Source organism: Streptomyces callyspongiae, from assembly GCF_047200695.1.
GTDB lineage: Bacteria > Actinomycetota > Actinomycetes > Streptomycetales > Streptomycetaceae > Streptomyces.
The window spans coordinates 183,862-204,090 of record NZ_JBJZOM010000007.1 but is presented as its reverse complement, the minus strand read 5'-3'; the positions used below and the strand labels follow the sequence as shown (position 1 = coordinate 204,090).

The following is a 20,229-nucleotide window of genomic DNA, read 5'->3' as shown; positions in this document are numbered from 1 at the left end:
GCGGACACGACGTCACCGCCCGTCGGCTCCGGGCGGATCGACGGGGCAGGAGCCGGCCGGCAGTACGACGACATCGGTGGCGTCGAAGGCGACGCCCACCCTCGCGCCGGTGCGGGGCGCCGCCGGAAGGGCGCACGACGCCTCCAGGGCCGGCGCGTTCTCCGGCTGGAGCATCACGGAGACTGCCGAGGCAGGCCCGCCCCGGAAGGTGCGGCCGGTGACCGTGCAGGGCAGGCCGTCCTCCACCGTCGTCAGCCGTACTCCGCCCGGCCGCACCAGCAGCCGGTGCTCGCCCCGCGGCGAGCCGCCGGGCACCGGTACCTTGCCCCACGGGGTGTCCGCCACCTCGTCGCCCACCGTCGCGCCGACCACGTTCTCGAACCCGAGGAAACGGGCCACGAATTCGGACGCCGGCTGCTGCCACACCTCCAGCGGCGAACCGGCCTGCGCCACCCGTCCGTCCTGCATCACCAGCACCCGGTCGGCGAGCGCGAAGGCCTCGCCCTGATCGTGGGTGACGGCCAGCACCGTGGTGCCCAGACGGCGGAACAGGCCGCGGAGTTCGACGACGAGGTGCTCGCGGAGACTGCGGTCGAGCTGTCCCAGCGGCTCGTCGAGCATCAGCAGCCGAGGGCTCGGAGCGAGGGCCCGTGCCAGCGCCACCCGCTGCTGCTCCCCGCCGGACAGCGACGCGACCGGGCGGCGCTGCGCTCCCGGCAGTCCCACCAGGTCGAGGAACTCGGCGACGCGGGCCGCCCGCGCGGCGCGGTCGGCGCCGCGCATGCGCAGACCGAAGGCGACGTTGCCCGCCACGTCCCGCTGCGGGAAGAGCTGGTGGTCCTGGAACATCAGGCCCACCTCCCGCTTGTGGGGCGGCACTCCGTGCTGGTCCCGCCCGGAGAGCAGCACCCGTCCCGCATCGATCTCCTGCAGCCCGGCGACCGCCCGGAGCAGCGTCGACTTGCCGCTGCCGCTCGGCCCGAGCACGCAGACGATCTCGTGGTCGGCCACCTCGCACCGCACCGCGTCGAGTGCCGTCCGGTCGTCGAAGCGGACGGTGACACCGTCCAGTTGCAGCATCAGAACTCCCCGGTGCGGTTGTCGGAGGGGCGCAGGCGCTCCATCGCGAGCAGCGTGACGGCGCAGAGCACCATCAGGACGGTGCTCATCGCCATGGCCTGCCCGTAGTTGAGTTCGCCGGCCCTTCCGAGGAAGCGGGCGACGGCGACCGGCAGCGTGGGGTTGTCGGCACGGGCTATGAACACCGTCGCGCCGAACTCCCCCAGGGAGACGGCAAAAGCGAAGCCTGCGGCGACGAGGAGCGCCCGCCGGACGAGCGGAAGATCCACCTCGCGCCAGGCACGCCACGGCGAGGCACCGAGCACGGCCGCGGCCTCCCGGAGACGTACGTCCACCGCCCGCAGCACCGGCAGCAGCGTGCGGACCACGAACGGGACACCGACCAGGGCCTGCGCGAGCGGCACAATGACCCACGAGGAGCGCAGGTCCAGCGGGGGCTCGTCGAGCGCGATCAGAAACCCGAAGCCGACCGTCACTGCGGAGGTTCCCAGCGGAAGCATCAGCAGGGCGTCGAACCCACGCACCAGACGGCCCGCGCGCCGGGTGAGCGCGGCGGCGGCGAGCCCGCCGACGAGCAGCGCGACAGCGGTGGCGACGGCAGCGAAGGCGAGCGAGTTGCCGATCGCCTCGGCAGGAGCCACCAGGAAGGCGCTGTCCCCGTCGTGGTGCAGCAGCGCCCGGTAGAAAGCGAACCCCCAGTCGCCGCCGCTGTGGAGGGACCGGGCGGCGAGGACCACGAGCGGCGCGGCGAGCAGCACGGCGATCAGGGCCAGGTGCGACCAGAGGAAGGCCCACTGGGCGGGGCCGCGGGGACGGCGTGCCGTGCGGCGGGCGTCGACGAGGGCGAGCGCCGTCTCGCGGCGGCGGACCGTCCGGGCATGCACGGCGAGCAGCACCGCCACGGCCGCGAACTGCAGCAGCGTGAGGACGGCAGCGGTCGGCAGATCCAGGAGGGCAGCGGTCTGCCGGTAGATCTCGACCTCGAGGGTGGCGTACCGCGGCCCGCCGAGAACCTGGACGACTCCGAACGAGGTGAAGGTGAAGAGGAAGACCATGAGTGCCGCGGCGGCGAGGGCCGGGGCGAGGGCGGGCAGAGTGACGCGGCGCCAGGCGCCGAGGGCGCTCGCACCGAGCAGGCGGGCGGCCTCCTCCTGCCGGGGGTCGAGCTGCGCCCACAGCCCGCCCACGGTGCGCACGACCACCGCGTAGTTGAAGAAGACGTGCGCGATCAGGATCGCCCACACGCCGGTGTCGAGGCGCAGCCCCCAGGCCTGGTCGAGGACGCCGCCCCGGCCGAGAAGGGCGAGGAAGGCGGACCCGACGACGACGGTCGGCAGCACGAACGGCACCGTGACCAGCGCCCGCAGCACCTGCTTCCCGGGGAAGTCGAAGCGGGCGAACAGATAGGCACCGGGCAGGGCGACGAGGAGCGTGAGACCGGTGGAGGCCAGCGCCTGCCACAGGGTGAACCACAGCACTCCCGGTGTCCCCGTCCCGCCGAGCACCTCCGCGACGCGGGCCAGGTGCCACTGCCCGTCCTCCGTCAGCCCCCGCAGCGTGATCGTCGCCACCGGATAGGCGAAGAACACGCCGAAGAAGGCGACGGGGACGGCCAGCAGGGCGCAGCGCACCGCCGCGCGGGAGCCCCGTCGTCGTTCCGCACGGCGGGGCTCCCGGGCGGTGGCGCCGACTACCTCAGGACGAGCGAGGTCCACGCCTTGACCCAGGATTCGCGGTTGTCGGCGATCCGCTTCGGATCCATCGTCGCGGGCTCCTTCACGTCGGCGCCGTACTCGGTGAACACCGCGGGGAGTTCGGCGTCCTCGCGGACCGGCTCGACGAACATCCGGAGCGGCAGGTCCTCCTGGAAGGACGTGCCGATCAGGAAGTTCAGGAGTGCCCGGCCGCCCTTCTCGTTCTCCGCACCCTCGAGCAGGCCCGCGTACTCGGTCTGCCGGAAGCAGGTGCCCTCGGCGACACCGGTCGGCGCCTGCTCGGGCAGGGGATCCTTGCCGAGCACCTCGGCGGGCGGGCTGGAGGCATAGGACACGACCAGCGGGCGGTCGCCCTTGCCCTCGCCGCCGGCGGACCCGCTGAACCGGTCGTAGTAGGCCTGCTCCCACCCGTCGACGACCTCGACACCGTTGGCGCGGAGCTTCTTCCAGTAGTCCTTCCAACCCTCGTCGCCGTACTCGGCGGCCGTGGCGAGCAGGAAGCCCAGGCCGGGCGAGGACGTGGCGGCGTTCTCGGTGACGAGGAGGTTCTCGTACCGAGGTTCGGCGAGGTCCGCGAGGGTCTGCGGGGGTTCGAGGTCGTGCTCGTCGAACCAGCCGCGGTCGTAGTTGACGCAGATCTCGCCGGTGTCCACCGGGGTGACCAGGTTCTTCGCGGAGGCGGGCCGGTACGTCCGCGGCACCTTCGCCAGGCCCTTCGCACGGTGCGGGGCGAAGATACCGTTCTCCACGGCCCGGGACAGCAGCGTGTTGTCGACACCGAAGAGCACATCGCCCTGCGGGTTGCCCTTGTTCAGCACGGCCTGGTTGACGGTGGACCCGGCGTCGCCGGAGCGCAGGACCTCCACCTCGTATCCGGTGCGGTCGGTGAACTCCCGGAGCACCTTCTTCGACGCCGCGAAGGAGTCGTGGGTGACCAAAGTGACAGTCCGGGAGCCGTCGCCACCGCCCCCGGAGGGGTCGGCGGAGCCGCCGCAGCCCGTGAGCAGCGACGCGCCCAGCACAACGGCGAGGGCGGTGGTGGCGGTGTGCTTCATTCCTGCAGCCTTCTTCCCGCGTCCCGTCCGGGACCTGGAGGTGAACGCGCGCAGGCAGCACGAGAGGTGCGAACCGATCTTCCTACCCAGCATGACCTGGGCCAGGTTCGAGGGTCTGCGGACTCACCGCACTCTCAGCGCTGCACGCGCTCCCCTGTCGGATGGAAATACGGTTGTACGGTACCAGCCGTCCCCGGCCGACCGGATCCCGTCAGCGCTCGGTGGCGGCGAGCTGCCCGCAGGCGCCGTCGATCTCCTGGCCGCGGGTGTCCCGGACCGTGACCGGCACCCGGTGCGACTCGAGAATCCGGACGAACTCCCGCTCGTCCTCGGGACGGGAGGCCGTCCACTTCGAGCCCGGCGTCGGGTTGAGAGGGATCATGTTGACGTGCACCGGTTTGCCACGGAGCAGCTTCCCCAGCAGATCGGCCCGCCACGCCTGGTCGTTGATGTCCTTGATCATCGCGTACTCGATGGAGACGCGGCGCCCGGACTTCTCGGCGTACTCCCAGGCGGCGTCCAGGACTTCGCGGACCTTCCAGCGGGTGTTGACGGGGACGAGCGTGTCGCGGAGTTCGTCGTCGGGCGCGTGGAGGGAGACCGCGAGACGGCACTTCAGACCCTCGTCCGCGAACCGCAGCATGGCCGGGACGAGCCCCACGGTCGACACGGTGATACCGCGCTGCGACAGCCCGACGCCGTCCGGCTCGGGGTCCGTCAGGCGGCGGATGGCGCCGACCACCCGCTTGTAGTTGGCGAGCGGCTCGCCCATACCCATGAAGACGATGTTCGACAGCCGCGCCGGGCCACCGGGGACCTCGCCGTCCCGCAGCGCCCGCATACCGTCGACGATCTGGTGCACGATCTCCGCCGTCGACAGGTTCCGGTCCAGCCCGGCCTGGCCGGTGGCGCAGAACGGGCAGTTCATGCCACAGCCGGCCTGGGAGCTGATGCACATGGTGACCCGGTCCGGGTACCGCATGAGGACCGACTCGACCAGGGTGCCGTCGTGCAGCCGCCACAGCGTCTTGCGCGTGGTGTCCTCGTCGCAGCTGATGTGCCGCACCACGTTCATCAGCTCGGGAAGCAGCTCCGCGGCGAGGCGCTCGCGCGCCGCCAGCGGGATGTCCGTCCACTCGGCCGGGTCGTGCGCGTAGCGGGCGAAGTAGTGCTGCGACAGCTGCTTCGCGCGGAACGGCTTCTCCCCCAGCGCCGAGACGGCTTCCTTCCGCTCGCGGGGCGAGAGGTCCGCAAGGTGCCGCGGGGGCTTCGCGGCTCCGCGCGGTGCGACGAATGTCAGTTCTCCGGGTGCAGGCATAACCGCTCCAGTGTGGCAGATCGTCCAGGAACGCCCCGGCCCGGCGGAGTGCAATGTGGGTCACCCCGGCCACCCTGCCGAGACACGACAGCGCTCGGGGCGACGCGGCGCCCCGACCGATCCGGAGCGGCTGTTGCGACACAGGGCCCGGATCGGCCTGCCCCGAAGGAGTCAGCCGGTGCCGGTGAACAGGACGAACAGGAGCCAGGCGATAGGTGCGGTCGGGAGGAGCGAGTCGAGACGGTCCATGATGCCGCCGTGACCGGGCAGCAGGGTGCCCATGTCCTTGATCCCCAGATCCCGCTTGATCATGGACTCGCCGAGGTCGCCGAGTGTGGCGCTGACGGCGACCGCGAAGCCCAGGATCAGCCCCTCCCACCACGTGCCGCCCTCGATGGCGAACTCCAGGCACAGGGCACCCGCCACCATGGCGAAGGAGACGGCACCGAACAGGCCCTCGCGGGTCTTCCCCGGACTGATCGACGGGGCGAGCTTGCGGGTGCCGAACCGCCACCCCACGGCGTACGCACCGGTGTCGCTGACGACGGTCAGCAGGAGGAAGGTGAGGACACGCCACGCGCCGTCCTCCGCGGCGAGCATCAGAGCAACGAAGGTGGCCAGGAAGGGAACGTAGAAGGCGGCGAAGACCCCGGCGGACACGTCCCGCAGGTAGTCCTGCGGCGCCTGGGCCATGCGCTGCAGGAGCACTCCCAGGAGCGTGACGGCCATGGCGATCCAGGCTCCGCGGACGCCCCACACGTAGCCGCCCAGCACCATGGCTGCGCCGCCCACCGCAAGCACCGGGAGCGGCACGCGGATGCCCTTGCGCTCGGACAGCCGGGAGGTCAGCTCCCACAGCCCGACGACCACCGCGAGGACGACCACTCCCACGAAGAGGTGTTTGAAGACGAAGAGCGAGGCGATGATGACGGCGCCGAGCCCGAGGCCGACCCCTATGGCGGCGCGCAGGTCACGGCCTGCCCGTTTGCGCACCTTCTTCGGTTCCGGACCGGCGTGACCGGCGTCGTGCCCGTCTCCACCTCTGCCGTCGCCCACTGAGCCCTCACCGCCGTTCTCGCTGCGGCCCGGTTCGCCGCCGCCGTCGGTGCCCGAGGCACCGGTCGGCGGGGCCGGCACGACGGGGACCGGCCGGGTCGGCACGGGGTCGTCGCCGCGGGCGGGTCCCCCCGGTACGGGAGCGGGCGCACCCGAGGGAGGGACCGGTGCGGGCGCCTGGCCGGGCGGGCCGGAGAATCCGGTGCCCGGCGACGGAGCCCCCCAGGAAGAGTCGTTCACGAAAACCTTGCCTCAGACCTCGAGCAGCTCGGCTTCCTTGTGCTTGAGGAGCTCGTCGATCTGCCCCACGTGCTTGGACGTGGTGTCGTCGAGCTCCTTCTCCGCCCGCCGGCCCTCGTCCTCACCGACGTCGCCGTCCTTGATGAACTTGTCGATGGCCTCCTTGGCCTTGCGACGGACGCTGCGGATCGAGATCTTGGCGTCCTCGCCCTTGGACTTCGCGACCTTGATGAACTCGCGGCGGCGCTCCTCCGTCAGCTCGGGGAACACCACCCGGATGATGTGGCCGTCGTTCGAGGGGTTGACGCCCAGGTCGGAGTCCCGGATGGCCTGCTCGATGTTGCGCAGCGCGCTCTTGTCGAACGGCGTCACGACCGCCATCCGCGCCTCGGGCACGGAGAACGACGCCAGCTGGTTGATCGGCGTCATCGTGCCGTAGTACTCGGCGACGATCTTGTTGAACATCGCCGGGTGGGCACGACCGGTGCGGATCGCGGCGAAGTCCTCCTTGGCGACGACGACCGCCTTCTCCATCTTCTCCTCGGCCTCGAGGAGGGTTTCTTCGATCACCACGTGCTCCTGGGTATGGGTGAATGAGCCTGTCTTGTCACGTGCCGCGGGGCCGACGACTGGTCAACAGCACGGCACAGCCGGTGAGTCGGGAGTCGAATGTCAGCCGCGGCTGCCCTGGCTGCTCACCAGGGTGCCGATCTTCTCACCCTTCACCGCACGTCCGATATTCCCCTCGCCCAGCAACTCGAAGACGAGGATCGGCAGGTCGTTGTCGCGGCACAGTGTGACGGCGGTGGCGTCGGCGACGCGGAGATCGCGCGTGATGACCTCGCCGTACTCCAGGGCGTCGAACTTCACCGCGTCCGGATTCCTCGCCGGGTCGGAGTCGTAGACACCGTCCACGCCGTTCTTGCCCATGAGCAGGGCCTCGGCGTTGATCTCCAGTGCGCGCTGCGCGGCCGTGGTGTCGGTGGAGAAGTAGGGCATGCCCATACCGGCGCCGAAGATGACGACGCGCCCCTTCTGCAGGTGCCTGATGGCGCGCAGGGGGATGTACGGCTCGGCCACCTGGCCCATGCTGATCGCGGTCTGGACACGCGAGTCGATGCCCTCCCGCTCCAGGAAGTCCTGGAGGGCGAGGCAGTTCATCACGGTACCCAACATGCCCATGTAGTCGGAGCGTGCACGCTCCATGCCGCGCTGCTGGAGTTCCGAGCCACGGAAGAAGTTGCCACCACCGATGACAACGGCGAGTTCCGCGCCCTCCCGAACCACGGCGGCGATCTCCCTCGCCATCTTGTGCACGATGTCCGGGTCCACCCCCAGACCTCCGCCTCCGGCGAACGCCTCGCCGGACAGCTTCAGCAGAAAGCGACGCCGGTGGTCCTTGTCGGTGTCGTTGTCATGGGTCATGGGGAGATCTCCTCGTGCATACGAAGGAGGCCACTGCCGGGGATCCTCTCGGCTCCGTCAGGCAATGGCCTCCTCGCGTTCAGCTGCCGTGTCCCCGACCCTAGCGGGTCGGGACGGGGCCCGTGGGCCAGGCATGCGGCGGGACGGCGTGTGCCGTCCGCCTCAGGCGCCGACCCGGAAGCGCGCGAAGCGCTTCAGCGCAACGCCGGCCTCGTCCAGGATCTTCTGGACGGACTTCTTGTTGTCCTTCGCGAACGGCTGGTCCAGGAGGCAGTTCTCCTTGAAGAAGCCGTTGACGCGACCCTCGATGATCTTCGGGAGGGCCTGCTCGGGCTTGCCCTCCTCGCGGGCGGTCTCCTCGGCGATGCGGCGCTCGTTCTCCACCGTCTCCTCGGGGATCTCCTCGCGGGAGAGGAACCGCGGGGCGAAGGCCGCGATGTGCTGCGCGACGTCCTTCGCGATCTCGGCGTTCTCCTTGTCCAGCTCGACCAGGACGCCGACCTGCGGCGGCAGGTCCGGGCTGGTGCGGTGCAGGTAGGAGGCGACGAAGCCGCCGGAGTACTCGGCGAAGCGGTCCAGGACGATCTTCTCGCCGAGGTTGGCATTGGCCTCGTCGACGTACGCCTGCACGGTCTTGCCCGCTTCGATCTCGGAGGCGAGGAGCGCGGCGGTGTCGGCCGGGGAGGTGGCAGCGACGTGGGCCGCGATGGCATCGGCGACGGCGAGGAACTTGTCGCCCTTGGCGACGAAGTCCGTCTCGCACTTCAGCTCGACCAGCACACCGGAGGTGTTGTCGTCCGCGATACGGGCGACGACCGCGCCGTTGGAGGCCGTGCGGGACTCGCGCTTGGCGACGCCCTTCTGGCCCTTGACGCGGAGGATCTCGACGGCCTTGTCGACGTTGCCCTCGCCCTCGTCGAGCGCCTTCTTGCAGTCCATCATGCCGGCGCCGGTCAGCTCGCGAAGCTTCTTGACGTCAGCGGCGGTGTAGTTCGCCATGTCGGTGCTTTCTCTTCCCGAAGTCGATGAGAGTGATCCGTGCGCGGGGAGCGAGGCCGGGAACCCGCGGTTCCCGCCTCACTCCCCGCCCACGCGTCCGCGTCGGACCGTCAGGCCTGCTCGGCCTTGGGCTCGGCGGAAGCCTCGGCCGGCTTCTCCTCGGCCTTCTCCTCAGCCTTCTCCTCGGCCTTGGCCTCGGCGGCAGGCTTCTGGGCGGCCTCGCCCTTGTCGCCCTCGAGGAGCTCGCGCTCCCACTCGGCGAGCGGCTCGCCCGAGGCCTTCTCGCCCTTGCTCTCGGCACCGCCGGAGCGCGCGATCAGGCCTTCGGCGGCGGCGTCGGCGATGACCCGGGTCAGCAGGGTGACGGAGCGGATCGCGTCGTCGTTGCCCGGAATCTTGTAGTCGACCTCGTCGGGGTCGCAGTTGGTGTCCAGGATCGCGACGACCGGGATGTTGAGCTTGCGCGCCTCTCCGACGGCAATGTGCTCCTTCTTGGTGTCCACGATCCAGACGGCGCTGGGCACCTTCTGCATCTCGCGGATACCGCCCAGAGTCTTCTCCAGCTTGGCCTTCTCGCGGGAGAGGACCAGCAGCTCCTTCTTGGTGAGACCCGACGCGGCGACGTCCTCGAAGTCGATCTGCTCGAGCTCCTTGAGCCGCTGCAGACGCTTGTAGACGGTCGAGAAGTTGGTCAGCATGCCGCCGAGCCAGCGCTGGTTCACGTAGGGCATGCCCACGCGGGTGGCCTGCTCGGCGATGGCCTCCTGGGCCTGCTTCTTGGTGCCGACGAACATGATGGAGCCGCCGTGGGCGACGGTCTCCTTGACGAACTCGTAGGCGCGGTCGATGTACGACAGCGACTGGAGCAGGTCGATGATGTAGATGCCGTTGCGCTCGGTGAAGATGAAGCGCTTCATCTTCGGGTTCCAGCGGCGGGTCTGGTGCCCGAAGTGGACGCCGCTCTCCAGCAGCTCCCGCATCGTGACGACGGCCATGGCCGTTCTCCTTGGTTGTGTCTCGGTTGTCCCGCGGTCGCCCGGGTGGGCGCCGCGCCTGACGCCCCGGGCGCGTTGTGCCTGGGAAGTTCCTGGTGAGAGGCCTTCCGAGGACCGAGATACGCGGCCACCGGGTGAGGGTGGCGGGGCGTGCGAAGTCGACCCGGTGACCCGGATCGCCACCAGAAGTGTACGGGACCGGCGGAACTGCCTGCGACCACGCGGAACCACCTTCACGGGGGTGACCGACTTTTCCCCATGTGCCCGTCCGTCCACAGATCCGTCGACAGCGCCGGGGCGACGTACCGCACCGGGCACGCTCGGGCCATGAACACCGGACGCCTCTCCCGGATCGGGCTGCTCTGCGCGGCCCTCCTGCTGTGCCCACCTGCGCCCGCCCGTGCGGCGCCCGCCGAAGGAGCACAGTGGCCGGTGTCCGGGCGGCCCGGAGCTCCCCGCCCGTTGCTCCTCGGGGCCTGGGACCCGCCGCCGGCCCCCTGGGCCGCGGGCCATCGGGGTGTCGACCTCGCCACGACGGCGGGGGCGGAGGTGAGGGCCGTCGGTGCGGGCCGTGTGACGTTCGCGGGCCCCGTGGCGGGCCGGGGTGTGGTCACCGTGGCGCTGGCGGGGACCGGTGAGCCACGGCTTCGGGTGACCTTCGAGCCGGTGCGCGCCTCGGTGACGGTGGGAGACACGGTGCGGCCCGGAAGCGTCCTCGGGAGGGTCCAGCGGCGCCCGTTCCACTGCACCCGAGCCTGCCTGCACTGGGGACTGCTGCGGGGCGAGCGCTATCTCGACCCCCTCTCCCTGCTGCCGCCGCACATACTCAGGGCCGGGCAGGTGAGGCTGCTGCCGTTCCTCGGTCTGCCGGTCCCCTCGGACCCGCACACCGCGGACTCCTCGGCCGCGGCCCCGGTCCGCGGGGGACGGACCGGCCCGGCAGGGCCGGCACGACCGGCCGGATCGCACGGTTCCCCCCGGCGGAGCCGTCAGCCGCGAACGCCGGACGTCACCAGGGCGACTGCCGCTCCGGTGATCTGCTCCGGGTCCTCCGCGGCGCCGAGCTCGATCCTCCGGACCGCCGCGTCCACGATCCCCTGCAGGAGCACGGCCGTGAGCTGCGGCTCCCGGTGGCCGAGTGCTGCGAGAGCATCGACGATCATCGTGATCAGAGATCCGTGCGCGGCTCGGATCCGCTCCCTCGCACCGGCGTCCAGCTCCCCTGCCGAGATCGCCACCACCGCTCGATGGCGACGGTCACCGACCAGGCCGAGCTGGCTGCGCACGTACGCCTCCACGCGGTCGAGCGGCTCGTCGGCGGCGTTCATGGCTGCCTCGACCTCCGCCGCCCAGACGGGGAAGTCGACGGCGCACAACTCCTCGACGACCGCGGCGCGGGAGCGGAAGTACTCGTAGACGGAGGAGCGGGCAAGACCCGTGCGGCGCGCCAGGGCCGGGAAGGTGAGCGCCTCGGCCCCTCCGTCGGAGAGCAGAGACCGCGCGGCGTCCAGCAGTGCCTCGCGCTGCATCGTCCGGTGCTCGGCCACGGAAGCCGCTCGAATCCTGGGCATCCGCCCACTCTACGGACGGCGGGGGCGTTTCAGCGACCCGCTTCGGCGAGCTTGCCCCGCAGGTGCAGCACCGACTTGGTGTGGATCTGGCTGACCCGGCTCTCGGTGACGCCGAGCACCTGGCCGATCTGCGCCAGCGTGAGCCCCTCGTAGTAGTAGAGGGTCACCACCGTCTTCTCGCGCTCGGGCAGCGTGTTCACCGCCCGGGCCAGCAGCCGACGCAGTTCACGGTCCTCGGCGACCTCCACCGGGTTGTCCGCCGCGGTGTCCTCGAGCGTGTCCACGAGACTGAGCCGGTCACCGCTCTCCCCGCCGACGTGCAGCAGTTCCTCGAGCGCCACCACGTTGGTGAGCGATACCTGGCTGAACACCGCGTGGAGCTCCTCCACGGGGATCTGCATCTCGGCCGCGACCTCGGCCTCCGAGGGGCTGCGGCGAAGAGCCGCCTCCAGCGTCGCGTACGCCCGCTCCACAGCGCGGGCCTTCTGACGCACCGAACGGGGGATCCAGTCCATCGCACGCAGTTCGTCGATCATGGCGCCGCGGATGCGGGTGATGGCGTAGGTCTCGAACTTGATGGAACGGTCGGGATCGAACTTCTCGATCGCGTCGATCAGGCCGAAGACTCCCGCCGAGACGAAATCCGCCTGCTCGACGTTGGGCGGCAGCCCGACACTGACTCGGCCGGCGACGTACTTGACCAGCGGCGAGTAGTGCAGAATCAGCTGTTCGCGGAGACGGTCGTCACCCGTCGACTTGTACGAACGCCACAGCTCGTCGAGAGAGCCGGGCGCAGGGCCGGTCGTCGCCTCCTCGACGGCGACCGGCCCTGCGCCGGCGGCCGTGCGGTCCGGCCCGGAGTTGTGCTGGGGCATGCGTCGCCTTGAGTCGTTGCTGCTGGAATCTTCCGTTGTCGTGAGCGTAGCGTGACCACCCCGTCGCGTTCCGCAGCAGAACTCCGCCGCGGCATGCGCAGATACGTTCCGCCGGACGCGCCCGGGAGCGATGTCGCTGGCTGAGCGGGCGCCGCAGCCGAACGCGGAGACCCACGGCTCCGCGCACCAGCGTCAGCCTTTCACCCGGGAGCCGCAGTTCAAGGACCGCAGTGTCACTCGATGGTGTACCTCGCCTATGTGGCCCGGCGTGGCTGCGGTCCCCTGTCCGGGCGCGGGCCCAGCATCCAGCGCCCGCCCACCGCTTCGACGTGTCCGAGTGCGCGCAACTCGTGAAGCCGTGCCCGCACGCGATCGGGCGCCATGCCGGCCGCCACCGCGAGCTGCCCGAGGTCGAGGGCGCCTCGCGCGGGCAGGGCTTCCAGCACCCTGGCCGTCTCGGGAGGCAGCAGATCGCGCGGCAGCACCGGTCCGCGCCGCTCGGGAGCGAGCTCCCCCATGACTCCGACCATCTCGACCACTTCGTCGGGGTTCGTGACGAGCACGCCGTCCTGCCGCAGCAGGTGGTGGACTCCGGCCGAGAGACCGGAGGTGACCGGCCCGGGCACTCCCATCACGAGGCGGCCGAGGTCCCGTGCGCGATGCGCCGTCACCAGGGAGCCACTGCGCGAACGCGCCTCGATCACCACGGTGCCGCGGGTGAGCGCAGCGATGACGCGGTTCCGCAGCACGAAGCGGCTGCGGCTCGGGTGTTGTCCCGGAGGAAGTTCGGCGACCAGCAGTCCCTGCTCGGCGATGCGGCGGATCAGCTCGGTGTGCCCCGCCGGATACGCCGTGTCGACACCGCAGGCCAGGATGCCGATCGTGGCACCGGCGCCGGACAGGGCACCGCGGTGCGCGGCACCGTCCACGCCGTAGGCCGCACCCGAGACCACCGTCCAGCCCCTGGCGGCCAGCCCGGAACCCAGGCCGGCGGCCACGTGGGCACCGTAGTCGGTGCAGGCGCGGGCACCCACGACCGCGACCGAACGCACCGCCCACAGCCGCAGCGAGGGCGTACCCCGCACCCAGAGGCCGTAGGGCCGGGCGGCTCCGAGATCGTCCAGCTGCCGCGGCCACTCGGCGTCCCCGGGGCAGACGAATCGGGCGCCCACCGCTGCCGCGGCGCCGAGGTCCGTCTCCGGCAGCGCCCTGCGGGCCCGCTCCCGCAGGCCGTCCCAGCGGTGCGGCGGCGTACCCTCCGGTCGGGCGTCGTGCCGTTCCAGCCGACGGACCAGTTCGTCCGGCCCCAGCGTGGCCAGCAGTTCCCCCACCGCCGGGTCTCCCGGCTCGGCGATCCGCGTGAGGGCTGCCCGCGCCCTCCGCTCGGTGGCGGTGACGGTTCCTGTGGCCGCCGACGGTGCCGTCACCGGACCGCCCCCGGGAGGGCGCCGCGACGGATGCCGGTCCGGAGCTCCAGGGCGCACTCGACGTCCTCGGCCGTGGGACGGTCGTGGCCGGCGAGATCGGCGACGGTCCACGCCACCCGCACCACCCGGTCCAGGCCGCGGGTGGTGAGCAGGCCGCGCTCCATCTCCTCCTCGGCGCGGCACAGGACTCCGGCTGCCAACGGCCAGCGGGAACGGAAGGCGTGGCCGGGGACCTCCTGGTTGGTCGTCCAGGGCGTGCCGGCGAACCGGGTGGCCGCCCGCTCCCGTGCAGCCAGGACGCGTGCGGCCACGGCGGCGCTGCGCTCTCCCGAACCGGCGGCCTCCAGCTCGGAACGGGCCAGCGGTTCCACGGCGACCCGCAGGTCGATCCGGTCCATGAGCGGACCGGACAGCCGTGCCTGGTAACGCCGTACGGTCGACGGGCGGCACTCGCAGCTGCCGCCGCGCAGGCCGTGCCTCCCGCACGGGCAGGGATTGGCGGCGAGGACCAGGAGGAAGCGGGCCGGCATGCGCATCATGCCGCCGGCCCGGGCCACGACCACCTGCCCGGACTCCAGGGGCTGGCGCATGGCGTCGAGGACTCTGGCGCTGCACTCGGCAGCTTCGTCGAGAAAAAGGACACCCCGGTGGGCGAGGGAGACTGCACCCGGACGCGGCATACCGGTGCCCCCGCCGACCAGAGCGGCCATGGTCGTCGAGTGGTGCGGTGCGCAGAACGGCGGACGCTCCACGAGCGGGTGCCGGCCGGGGAGCGCGCCGGCGACCGAGTGGACGGCGGTGACCTCCAGGGCCTCCTCGGAGGTCAGTCCGGGCAGCAGGCCCGGAAGACGTTCGGCCAGCATGGTTTTGCCCGCGCCCGGCGGGCCGCTGAGGAAGAGGTGGTGACGGCCGGCCGCGGCGACCTCGAGGGCGGCCCGTGCCGCCCCCTGCCCGGCCACGTCGGCGAGGTCGAGCGCCGGATCGTTCGCCGTCGGTGCGGTGCCGAGCCCTGTCCCGGTCGCCGGGCCCAGTGGGTCGGGTGCGCACTCGTCCGGGCTCTGCTCCTCCTCCGGTACCGGCTCGCCGGTGAGAAGGGCGATCAGCTGGCGAAGGCTCCGCACCGCGAGAACGGAGACCTCGGGCACGAGCGCGGCCTCGGCAGCCGCCGGTTCCGGCACCACGACACGTCGGCAGCCAGCCCGGGCCCCGGCCAGCACCGCGGGGAGGACGCCCCGCACCGGCCGCACCCGGCCGTCCAGTCCGAGCTCCCCGAACATCATCACCTCGGCGAGGGCCCGCGGGTCGATGCGCTCGGCCGCGCCGAGGACGGCGCAGGCCACACTGAGGTCGAAGCCGCTGCCGCTCTTCGGCACGGACGCCGGGCTGAGGCCGACGGTGAGCTTCTTCTGCGGCCACTCCTCCCCGGAGTTCACCACCGCGGCACGAACCCGGTCGCGGCTCTCGACCAGACTCTTGTCCGGAAGGCCGACCAGGGTGAAGTGCGCGATGCCCGGCTCGAGGTCGGCCTGCACCTCGACGGGTACTCCTTCCACGCCGACGAGTGCGACCGAGTGGGTGCGGGCGAACCCCATCAGGCCACCCCCTTGACGTGCTGCACCACGGGTGCGCCCCGGCCGGGCAGGAGCACGCCGACGAGGTCCAGGCGCAGTCCTCCGGCGGGCGGTCTGCCGTACCGCACGAGCCATCGTTCGCTGAGCCAGCGGGCAGCGAGTCGGCGCAGGCGTGCCGCCTTGGCGGGTGTCACCGCGGCCATCGGGTGCTGGTGCCCGCCGGCGCGGCGCGTCTTGACCTCGCAGACCACCAGGGCGTCCCGGTCCCGGGCGACGATGTCGATCTCGCCCGCGGAACACCGCCAGTTCCGTTCCAGTACGGCCATCCCTGCGGAACGCAGCCGCCGGGCGGCCAGATCCTCTCCGTAGCGGCCGAGCGCTTCTCGGGCGTTCACATGCACCACCTCCATCACCGAGAGTGACGGAGGTGGAGGGTTTTCCGGGTGCCCCGCGGAGTTCTGTGGACAGCACGCCGACTGTGGACAACGCCCTCACCCGTTCGAGTGGGACGGGGTGCTGCAGGGTGGGGACGGGGAAGTGCGAGGACGGTGCGGGCCTGGCTGCTCAGCCCTTGAAGCCGGAGTCCTCCGGAAGGTCGAGTTCGCTCTTGTTGAGCTCCTCGACATTGACGTCCTTGAAGGTCAGCACGCGCACCTGCTTCACGAACCGGGCCGGCCGGTACATGTCCCACACCCAGGCATCGGCCATGGACACCTCGAAGAACACCTCGCCCTGGACGGAGTGCACCTGCATCTCGTAGTCGTTGGTCAGGTAGAAGCGGCGTTCGGTCTCGATCACGTACTTGAAGAGCCCGACGACGTCGCGGTACTCGCGATAGAGCTTGAGCTCCATCTCGGTCTCGTACTTCTCGAGGTCCTCGGCGCTCATGGCGTGTTCCCCTTCAGCCGTGCGTCCCCCTATTGTGCGTCAGCCGCGGCGGCGGCGTGACGCCGCCGCGGACCGGCGCGACACGGGCCCGTGTGCCGCGCCGCCCATGATGAGGGCGGTTCCCAGGACCACCGCGCCCAGTACCGGCAGCAGAGGCCCGGGCTCCGAGACGCCGCCCGGCAGAGCCGCGAAACCGGCCGGTCGCGCCAGCATGCCGACCTCCTCCGCAGGCCACACCGCGGCGTCCACCCGCGCCCGTACGGCCGACCGGGGGACCGCCCAGTGTTCGGCGTCCCCCTGCAGCCGCATCCGTGAGTCCTGGGAGTTCACCCGATGATCCCCGAGGAGGAACAGCCGCCCCTGCGGCACCTTCTCGTCGAAGCCTCCCTGGGAAGCGGGACCGTCGCCCTCCAGGTACGGTTCCTCGACCGGAGTGCCGTTCAGGGTGATCCGGCCTCCGTCGTCGCAGCAGGCCACGCGGTCGCCTCCCACCGCCACGACCCTCTTGACCATGGGGACGTTGCCCCAGACGGAGTCGTAGAAGACCACCACATCGCCCCGGCGGACCTCTCCGCCGTCGATGCGTTCGGCCAGGACACGGTCGCCCGCCTCGATGGTGGGGGCCATCGAGTCGGTCGGCACGGTGTAGGGCTGGTACACCAGGGCGCCCCAGCCGAAGCCACCGAGGAACAGGACGCAGCCGAGGGCCACGGCGATGCCGGAGAGCGTCTCCCCCAGGCTGCTCCTGTTCCCACGGGCGCCCGCCTGTCGGGTGCTGCCGCCCGTGCCTGTCGCGTTGCCCATCCCTGTGCTCCCGGGGTCGTCGCCACGTCGCTGCCGGCGACGGTCCGCGAGCCGGTCCGCCCTGCCGGTGTCTGGGCGCACCCTATCGGTGCAGGAACGCGGCGTTCCGCCGACCCGTCAACCACTGTGGGCGGCCGAGGCGGAGCAACACCGCTCGGGGCCGCACCGCGCAGTGCGTGGTGCGGCCCCGAGCAGGCGGTCCGCGGTTTCAGTCGGCCGTCCGGCGCCGGCGGCGGCGCAGCAGGACGAGAGGAGTCGCGCCGACGAGGCCGAGGGCGGCGGGGGCCGCCTGGGACGCCTTGGACTCGATGCCCTTCCGGGCGAAGGTGTCCGGTACGGGAAGCGTGGACCAGTGGTCGAGCGGCCACGCCACGACGACGGCGCGGCCGATGGCCTCGTCCACCGGGACCATGCCGCCGCCGGGTCCGTTCCGGTGGTAGCGCGAGTCCCGCGAGTTCTGGCGGTTGTCGCCCATCACCCACATGTGGTCCTCGGGCACGGTGACCGGACCGAAGGGCTTGTCGTCGCAGGGCGTGCTTCCGGGCTTGAGGTAGGGCTCGTCCAGTGCCGTGCCGTTCACCTTCACCGGTCCGCCCGCGGTGCAGGAGACCGTGTCGCCTCCGACGGCGATGACGCGCTTGATGAGGTCCCGCTCGTCCGCCGAGGGCATCAGGCCGATGAAGCTGAAGACCTTCTGCAGGGCGTTCTGGTCGTTCGGCATCTGCGGAAGCCAGTCGCCCGGGTCGTGGAAGACGACCACCTCACCGCGCTCGGGCTCGCCGCCGAACCAGGGGGTGAGCTTGTCCACCAGGACGCGGTCACCGATCTTGAGGGTGTCCCGCATCGACTCGGAGGGGATGGAGAACGCCTGCAGCAGGAACGTCTTGATCAGCAGGGCGAGCACGAGGGCGATACCGACCAGCAGCGGCAGTTCCTTCCAGAACGGCCGCCCTTCCTTCGGCCTGCCGCGGCCCTGCCGTTCCGGGCCGTCCTCCTGTTGCGGGGTGCCCACCTGGTCCGCCTCACCTTCCCCCGGGGGTGGCCGCTCGTCGCTCATCACCGGCGGAGTGCCCCTCCCCTTCCGCTCGGGATCGCCGTGACCGGACAGCGCGCCGACGCCCATGTCCCCCACTCTCACTCCTCACACTGCGCTTTCGTCGGTCCCGATACCGGGCCAGACCCACCACAGAGACAACGAGCGAGAGTTCCCCAGGGGTCGGGGGCCCACTCCATCGATTTCTCTCGGCCTTCTGTGCGGTGGCGGTCGGCCCTCCCCGGTCCGGCACCGCGGCGAAGACCTCGTTCTCGGAGAGCCGCTGCCAGTGGCCGACGGGCCAGGCCACCACGATGGCGCTGCCGACGACCGACTCCTCCGGGACCGTACCGTGCCCGGGTCCGTCGAGGTGGTACCGGGAGTCCGCGGAGTTGCCCCGGTGGTCGCCCATCACGAAGACCCTCCCGCGGGGAACGGTCACGTCGAACTCGATCTTCGAGGGCTGGTTGCCGGGGTAGAGGTACGGCTCGTCGAGCGGGACGCCGTTCACCATGATCCGGCCGTCGGCGTCGCAGCAGCGGATGCGGTCCCCTCCCACGGCGACCACACGTTTGATGAGGTCCTGCTCGTCGGCCGAGGGGAGCAGCCCGATGAAGGTCAGGGCGTCCTTGAGCTGCTTGATGCCGAGGGGAGCCGGCTCCGGCTGCCGCTCGCCGCCGAGCCAGCCTCCGGGGTCCTCGAAGACCACGACGTCGCCCCGTTCGGGACGGTCGCCGAACCACGGGGTCAGCTTGTCGACGAGTACGCGGTCGCCGATCCTGATGGTCTGCTCCATAGAGCCCGAGGGGATCACGAACGCCTGTACCAGGAAGGTCTTCAGGAACAGCGCGATCACCAGGGCGATGCCGATGAGGAGCGGGACCTCCTTGGTCGCCGACAGGCGTCTGCGTCGTTTGATCCGCTTCGCCGCGCGGCGGCGGTCGGCCCTGCCCTCACCCGGGCCCCGCAGGGTGGCGGAGGATTCGGCGAGGTGCTCGGCAGGGTGCTCCGGCGGCTGCCGGTCGGCGTGCCGGTGGTGGCCGGAGGCCCTGCGGCCGCGCTTACCCATGGGTACCCGTCTTCGCGACGGATCGTCCGGGCGGGAGGAGGGTCCAGCGGTCCGGGGGCCAGGCGACCGACTCGACACGGCCGGTCACGCGCTCCAGCGGGACGGTGCCGCCGCCGGGGTCGCCGAGGTGGTCGCGGGAGTCGCTGGAGGCCGACCGGTGGTCGCCCATCACCCACAGCCTGCCCTCGGGGACGACGACGTCGAAGCGCACCGCGGAGGGTGCGTCCCCCGGGTGCAGATACGACTCGGTGACCGGGTCACCGTTCACCAGCAGCCTCCCCCGCTCGTCACAGCATCGGACGCGGTCTCCGCCGATCCCGACGACCCGCTTCACGTACTCCGTTCCCGGCGGGTCCGTCAGGCCGAGAGCGGATCCCGCCCCGTGCAGCAGGCCGAGGGGCCCGCTCGGACCTCCGGCCTCCTCCGGGAGGAAGGACCCTCTGCCGTCGAACACCACCACGTCCCCGCGCTCGGGACGGCCGCCGAAACGGTAGGCGGTCGTGGAGACCAGGACGCGGTCCCCCGCCTGCAGGGTCGGTGCCATCGACGAACTGGGGATCGCATAAGGCTGCCTCACGAAGGTGCTGACCAGCAAGAGCACGATCGGCACCGCGGCGAGCGCGGCCGGGCGACGCAAAGAACGCGACCGACGCCGAGGACCCTTCCCGGGCTCTTCGACGCGGTCGCGTTCCGTTCGCACCGACGCGATCAGTTCTCGCGCTTCTCCTTGATCTTGGCGGCCTTGCCGCGCAGGTTGCGGAGGTAGTAGAGCTTCGCGCGGCGGACGTCACCGCGGGTGACGACCTCGATCTTCTCGACGATCGGGGTGTGCACCGGGAAGGTGCGCTCGACACCGACGCTGAAGCTGACCTTCCGCACGGTGAAGGTCTCGCGGATGCCGTCGCCCTGGCGGCGGATCACGACGCCCTTGAACTGCTGCACACGGGAGCGGTTGCCCTCGATGACGCGCACGTGGACGTTGACGGTGTCGCCCGGGCGGAAGGAGGGGATGTCGGTGCGCAGCGAAGCGGCGTCGACGCTGTCGAGCAGGTGGGACATGACTGTCTGCTTTCCTCGCCGATGCCACAGGCCATCGACGGAACGTGGT

At 71.3% G+C, this 20,229-nt stretch carries 20 protein-coding genes and 1 pseudogene; 1 reads left to right on the top strand and 20 read right to left on the bottom strand.

The window, feature by feature from the left end; all coding sequences use genetic code 11:
• Positions 1 to 12: 12 nt before the first annotated feature.
• The 9 genes from ACL06G_RS09105 to rpsB all read right to left on the bottom strand — a co-directional run bounded on the left by ACL06G_RS09105 (position 13) and on the right by rpsB (position 9,883).
• The gene (locus tag ACL06G_RS09105; RefSeq protein WP_412835699.1) at positions 13 to 1,080 is read right to left on the bottom strand and encodes an ABC transporter ATP-binding protein; all 1,068 of its coding nucleotides are present in this window, start codon (positions 1,078 to 1,080) and stop codon (positions 13 to 15) included.
• A complete protein-coding gene (locus ACL06G_RS09100; RefSeq protein ID WP_412835698.1) occupies positions 1,080 to 2,795 on the bottom strand; it encodes an ABC transporter permease in 1,716 nt (571 codons plus the stop codon). The genes ACL06G_RS09105 and ACL06G_RS09100 overlap by 1 nt, the downstream gene beginning before the upstream one ends.
• Positions 2,771 to 3,850, bottom strand: a complete 1,080-nt coding sequence (locus ACL06G_RS09095; protein WP_412785162.1) for a thiamine ABC transporter substrate-binding protein — start codon at positions 3,848 to 3,850, stop codon at positions 2,771 to 2,773. Before ACL06G_RS09095 ends, ACL06G_RS09100 begins: the two co-directional genes overlap by 25 nt.
• A gap of 211 nt (positions 3,851 to 4,061) precedes the next feature.
• On the bottom strand, positions 4,062 to 5,168 hold the full coding sequence (rlmN, locus tag ACL06G_RS09090) for a dual-specificity RNA methyltransferase RlmN (protein WP_412835697.1): 1,107 nt from the start codon (positions 5,166 to 5,168) through the stop codon (positions 4,062 to 4,064).
• 171 nt (positions 5,169 to 5,339) lie between these two features.
• Positions 5,340 to 6,464, bottom strand: a complete 1,125-nt coding sequence (locus ACL06G_RS09085) for a phosphatidate cytidylyltransferase (RefSeq protein ID WP_412835696.1) — start codon at positions 6,462 to 6,464, stop codon at positions 5,340 to 5,342.
• A 12-nt stretch (positions 6,465 to 6,476) separates the two neighbouring features.
• The gene (frr, locus tag ACL06G_RS09080) at positions 6,477 to 7,034 is read right to left on the bottom strand and encodes a ribosome recycling factor (protein ID WP_412785165.1); all 558 of its coding nucleotides are present in this window, start codon (positions 7,032 to 7,034) and stop codon (positions 6,477 to 6,479) included.
• 102 nt (positions 7,035 to 7,136) lie between these two features.
• On the bottom strand, positions 7,137 to 7,889 hold the full coding sequence (pyrH, locus tag ACL06G_RS09075) for a UMP kinase (protein ID WP_412785166.1): 753 nt from the start codon (positions 7,887 to 7,889) through the stop codon (positions 7,137 to 7,139).
• Between the two features lie 162 nt (positions 7,890 to 8,051).
• Entirely contained in the window at positions 8,052 to 8,888 is an 837-nt protein-coding gene (gene tsf / locus ACL06G_RS09070; RefSeq protein WP_412785167.1) for a translation elongation factor Ts, read from the bottom strand.
• A 110-nt stretch (positions 8,889 to 8,998) separates the two neighbouring features.
• The gene (gene rpsB / locus ACL06G_RS09065) at positions 8,999 to 9,883 is read right to left on the bottom strand and encodes a 30S ribosomal protein S2 (protein ID WP_412785168.1); all 885 of its coding nucleotides are present in this window, start codon (positions 9,881 to 9,883) and stop codon (positions 8,999 to 9,001) included.
• Between the two features lie 258 nt (positions 9,884 to 10,141).
• On the opposite strand from rpsB, the pseudogene ACL06G_RS09060 reads away from it, so the two are divergent.
• Positions 10,142 to 10,672 (top strand): annotated as a pseudogene (locus ACL06G_RS09060) (peptidoglycan DD-metalloendopeptidase family protein); the annotation flags it as partial.
• 200 nt (positions 10,673 to 10,872) lie between these two features.
• On the opposite strand, the gene ACL06G_RS09055 reads toward ACL06G_RS09060, so the two are convergent.
• The 11 genes from ACL06G_RS09055 to rplS form a co-directional block, all read right to left on the bottom strand.
• Complete coding sequence (locus ACL06G_RS09055) at positions 10,873 to 11,430, bottom strand: TetR/AcrR family transcriptional regulator (protein ID WP_412835719.1); 558 nt, start codon at positions 11,428 to 11,430, stop codon at positions 10,873 to 10,875.
• A 53-nt stretch (positions 11,431 to 11,483) separates the two neighbouring features.
• On the bottom strand, positions 11,484 to 12,329 hold the full coding sequence (whiG, locus tag ACL06G_RS09050) for an RNA polymerase sigma factor WhiG (RefSeq protein WP_412785169.1): 846 nt from the start codon (positions 12,327 to 12,329) through the stop codon (positions 11,484 to 11,486).
• A gap of 254 nt (positions 12,330 to 12,583) precedes the next feature.
• Positions 12,584 to 13,756, bottom strand: coding sequence for a DNA-processing protein DprA (gene dprA / locus ACL06G_RS09045; RefSeq protein ID WP_412785170.1), 1,173 nt, complete (start codon positions 13,754 to 13,756; stop codon positions 12,584 to 12,586).
• Positions 13,753 to 15,348 carry a YifB family Mg chelatase-like AAA ATPase gene (locus ACL06G_RS09040; protein ID WP_412835695.1) on the bottom strand — a complete coding sequence of 532 codons (1,596 nt, stop codon included), beginning with the start codon at positions 15,346 to 15,348 and terminating at the stop codon, positions 13,753 to 13,755. Before ACL06G_RS09040 ends, dprA begins: the two co-directional genes overlap by 4 nt.
• On the bottom strand, positions 15,348 to 15,722 hold the full coding sequence (locus ACL06G_RS09035) for a YraN family protein (RefSeq protein WP_412835694.1): 375 nt from the start codon (positions 15,720 to 15,722) through the stop codon (positions 15,348 to 15,350). Before ACL06G_RS09035 ends, ACL06G_RS09040 begins: the two co-directional genes overlap by 1 nt.
• A gap of 169 nt (positions 15,723 to 15,891) precedes the next feature.
• A complete protein-coding gene (locus ACL06G_RS09030) occupies positions 15,892 to 16,215 on the bottom strand; it encodes a DUF2469 domain-containing protein (RefSeq protein WP_260221599.1) in 324 nt (107 codons plus the stop codon).
• A 39-nt stretch (positions 16,216 to 16,254) separates the two neighbouring features.
• Positions 16,255 to 17,019 carry a signal peptidase I gene (gene lepB, locus ACL06G_RS09025; protein ID WP_412785173.1) on the bottom strand — a complete coding sequence of 255 codons (765 nt, stop codon included), beginning with the start codon at positions 17,017 to 17,019 and terminating at the stop codon, positions 16,255 to 16,257.
• Positions 17,020 to 17,227: 208 nt separating this feature from the next.
• Positions 17,228 to 18,142, bottom strand: coding sequence for a signal peptidase I (gene lepB, locus ACL06G_RS09020; RefSeq protein ID WP_412785174.1), 915 nt, complete (start codon positions 18,140 to 18,142; stop codon positions 17,228 to 17,230).
• Entirely contained in the window at positions 18,042 to 19,121 is a 1,080-nt protein-coding gene (gene lepB / locus ACL06G_RS09015) for a signal peptidase I (RefSeq protein ID WP_412785175.1), read from the bottom strand. The genes lepB (ACL06G_RS09020) and lepB (ACL06G_RS09015) overlap by 101 nt, the downstream gene beginning before the upstream one ends.
• Positions 19,114 to 19,833, bottom strand: coding sequence for a signal peptidase I (gene lepB / locus ACL06G_RS09010; protein WP_412835718.1), 720 nt, complete (start codon positions 19,831 to 19,833; stop codon positions 19,114 to 19,116). Before lepB (ACL06G_RS09010) ends, lepB (ACL06G_RS09015) begins: the two co-directional genes overlap by 8 nt.
• A complete protein-coding gene (gene rplS, locus ACL06G_RS09005; RefSeq protein ID WP_412785176.1) occupies positions 19,830 to 20,180 on the bottom strand; it encodes a 50S ribosomal protein L19 in 351 nt (116 codons plus the stop codon). The genes lepB (ACL06G_RS09010) and rplS overlap by 4 nt, the downstream gene beginning before the upstream one ends.
• Between the last annotated feature and the right edge of the window lie 49 nt (positions 20,181 to 20,229).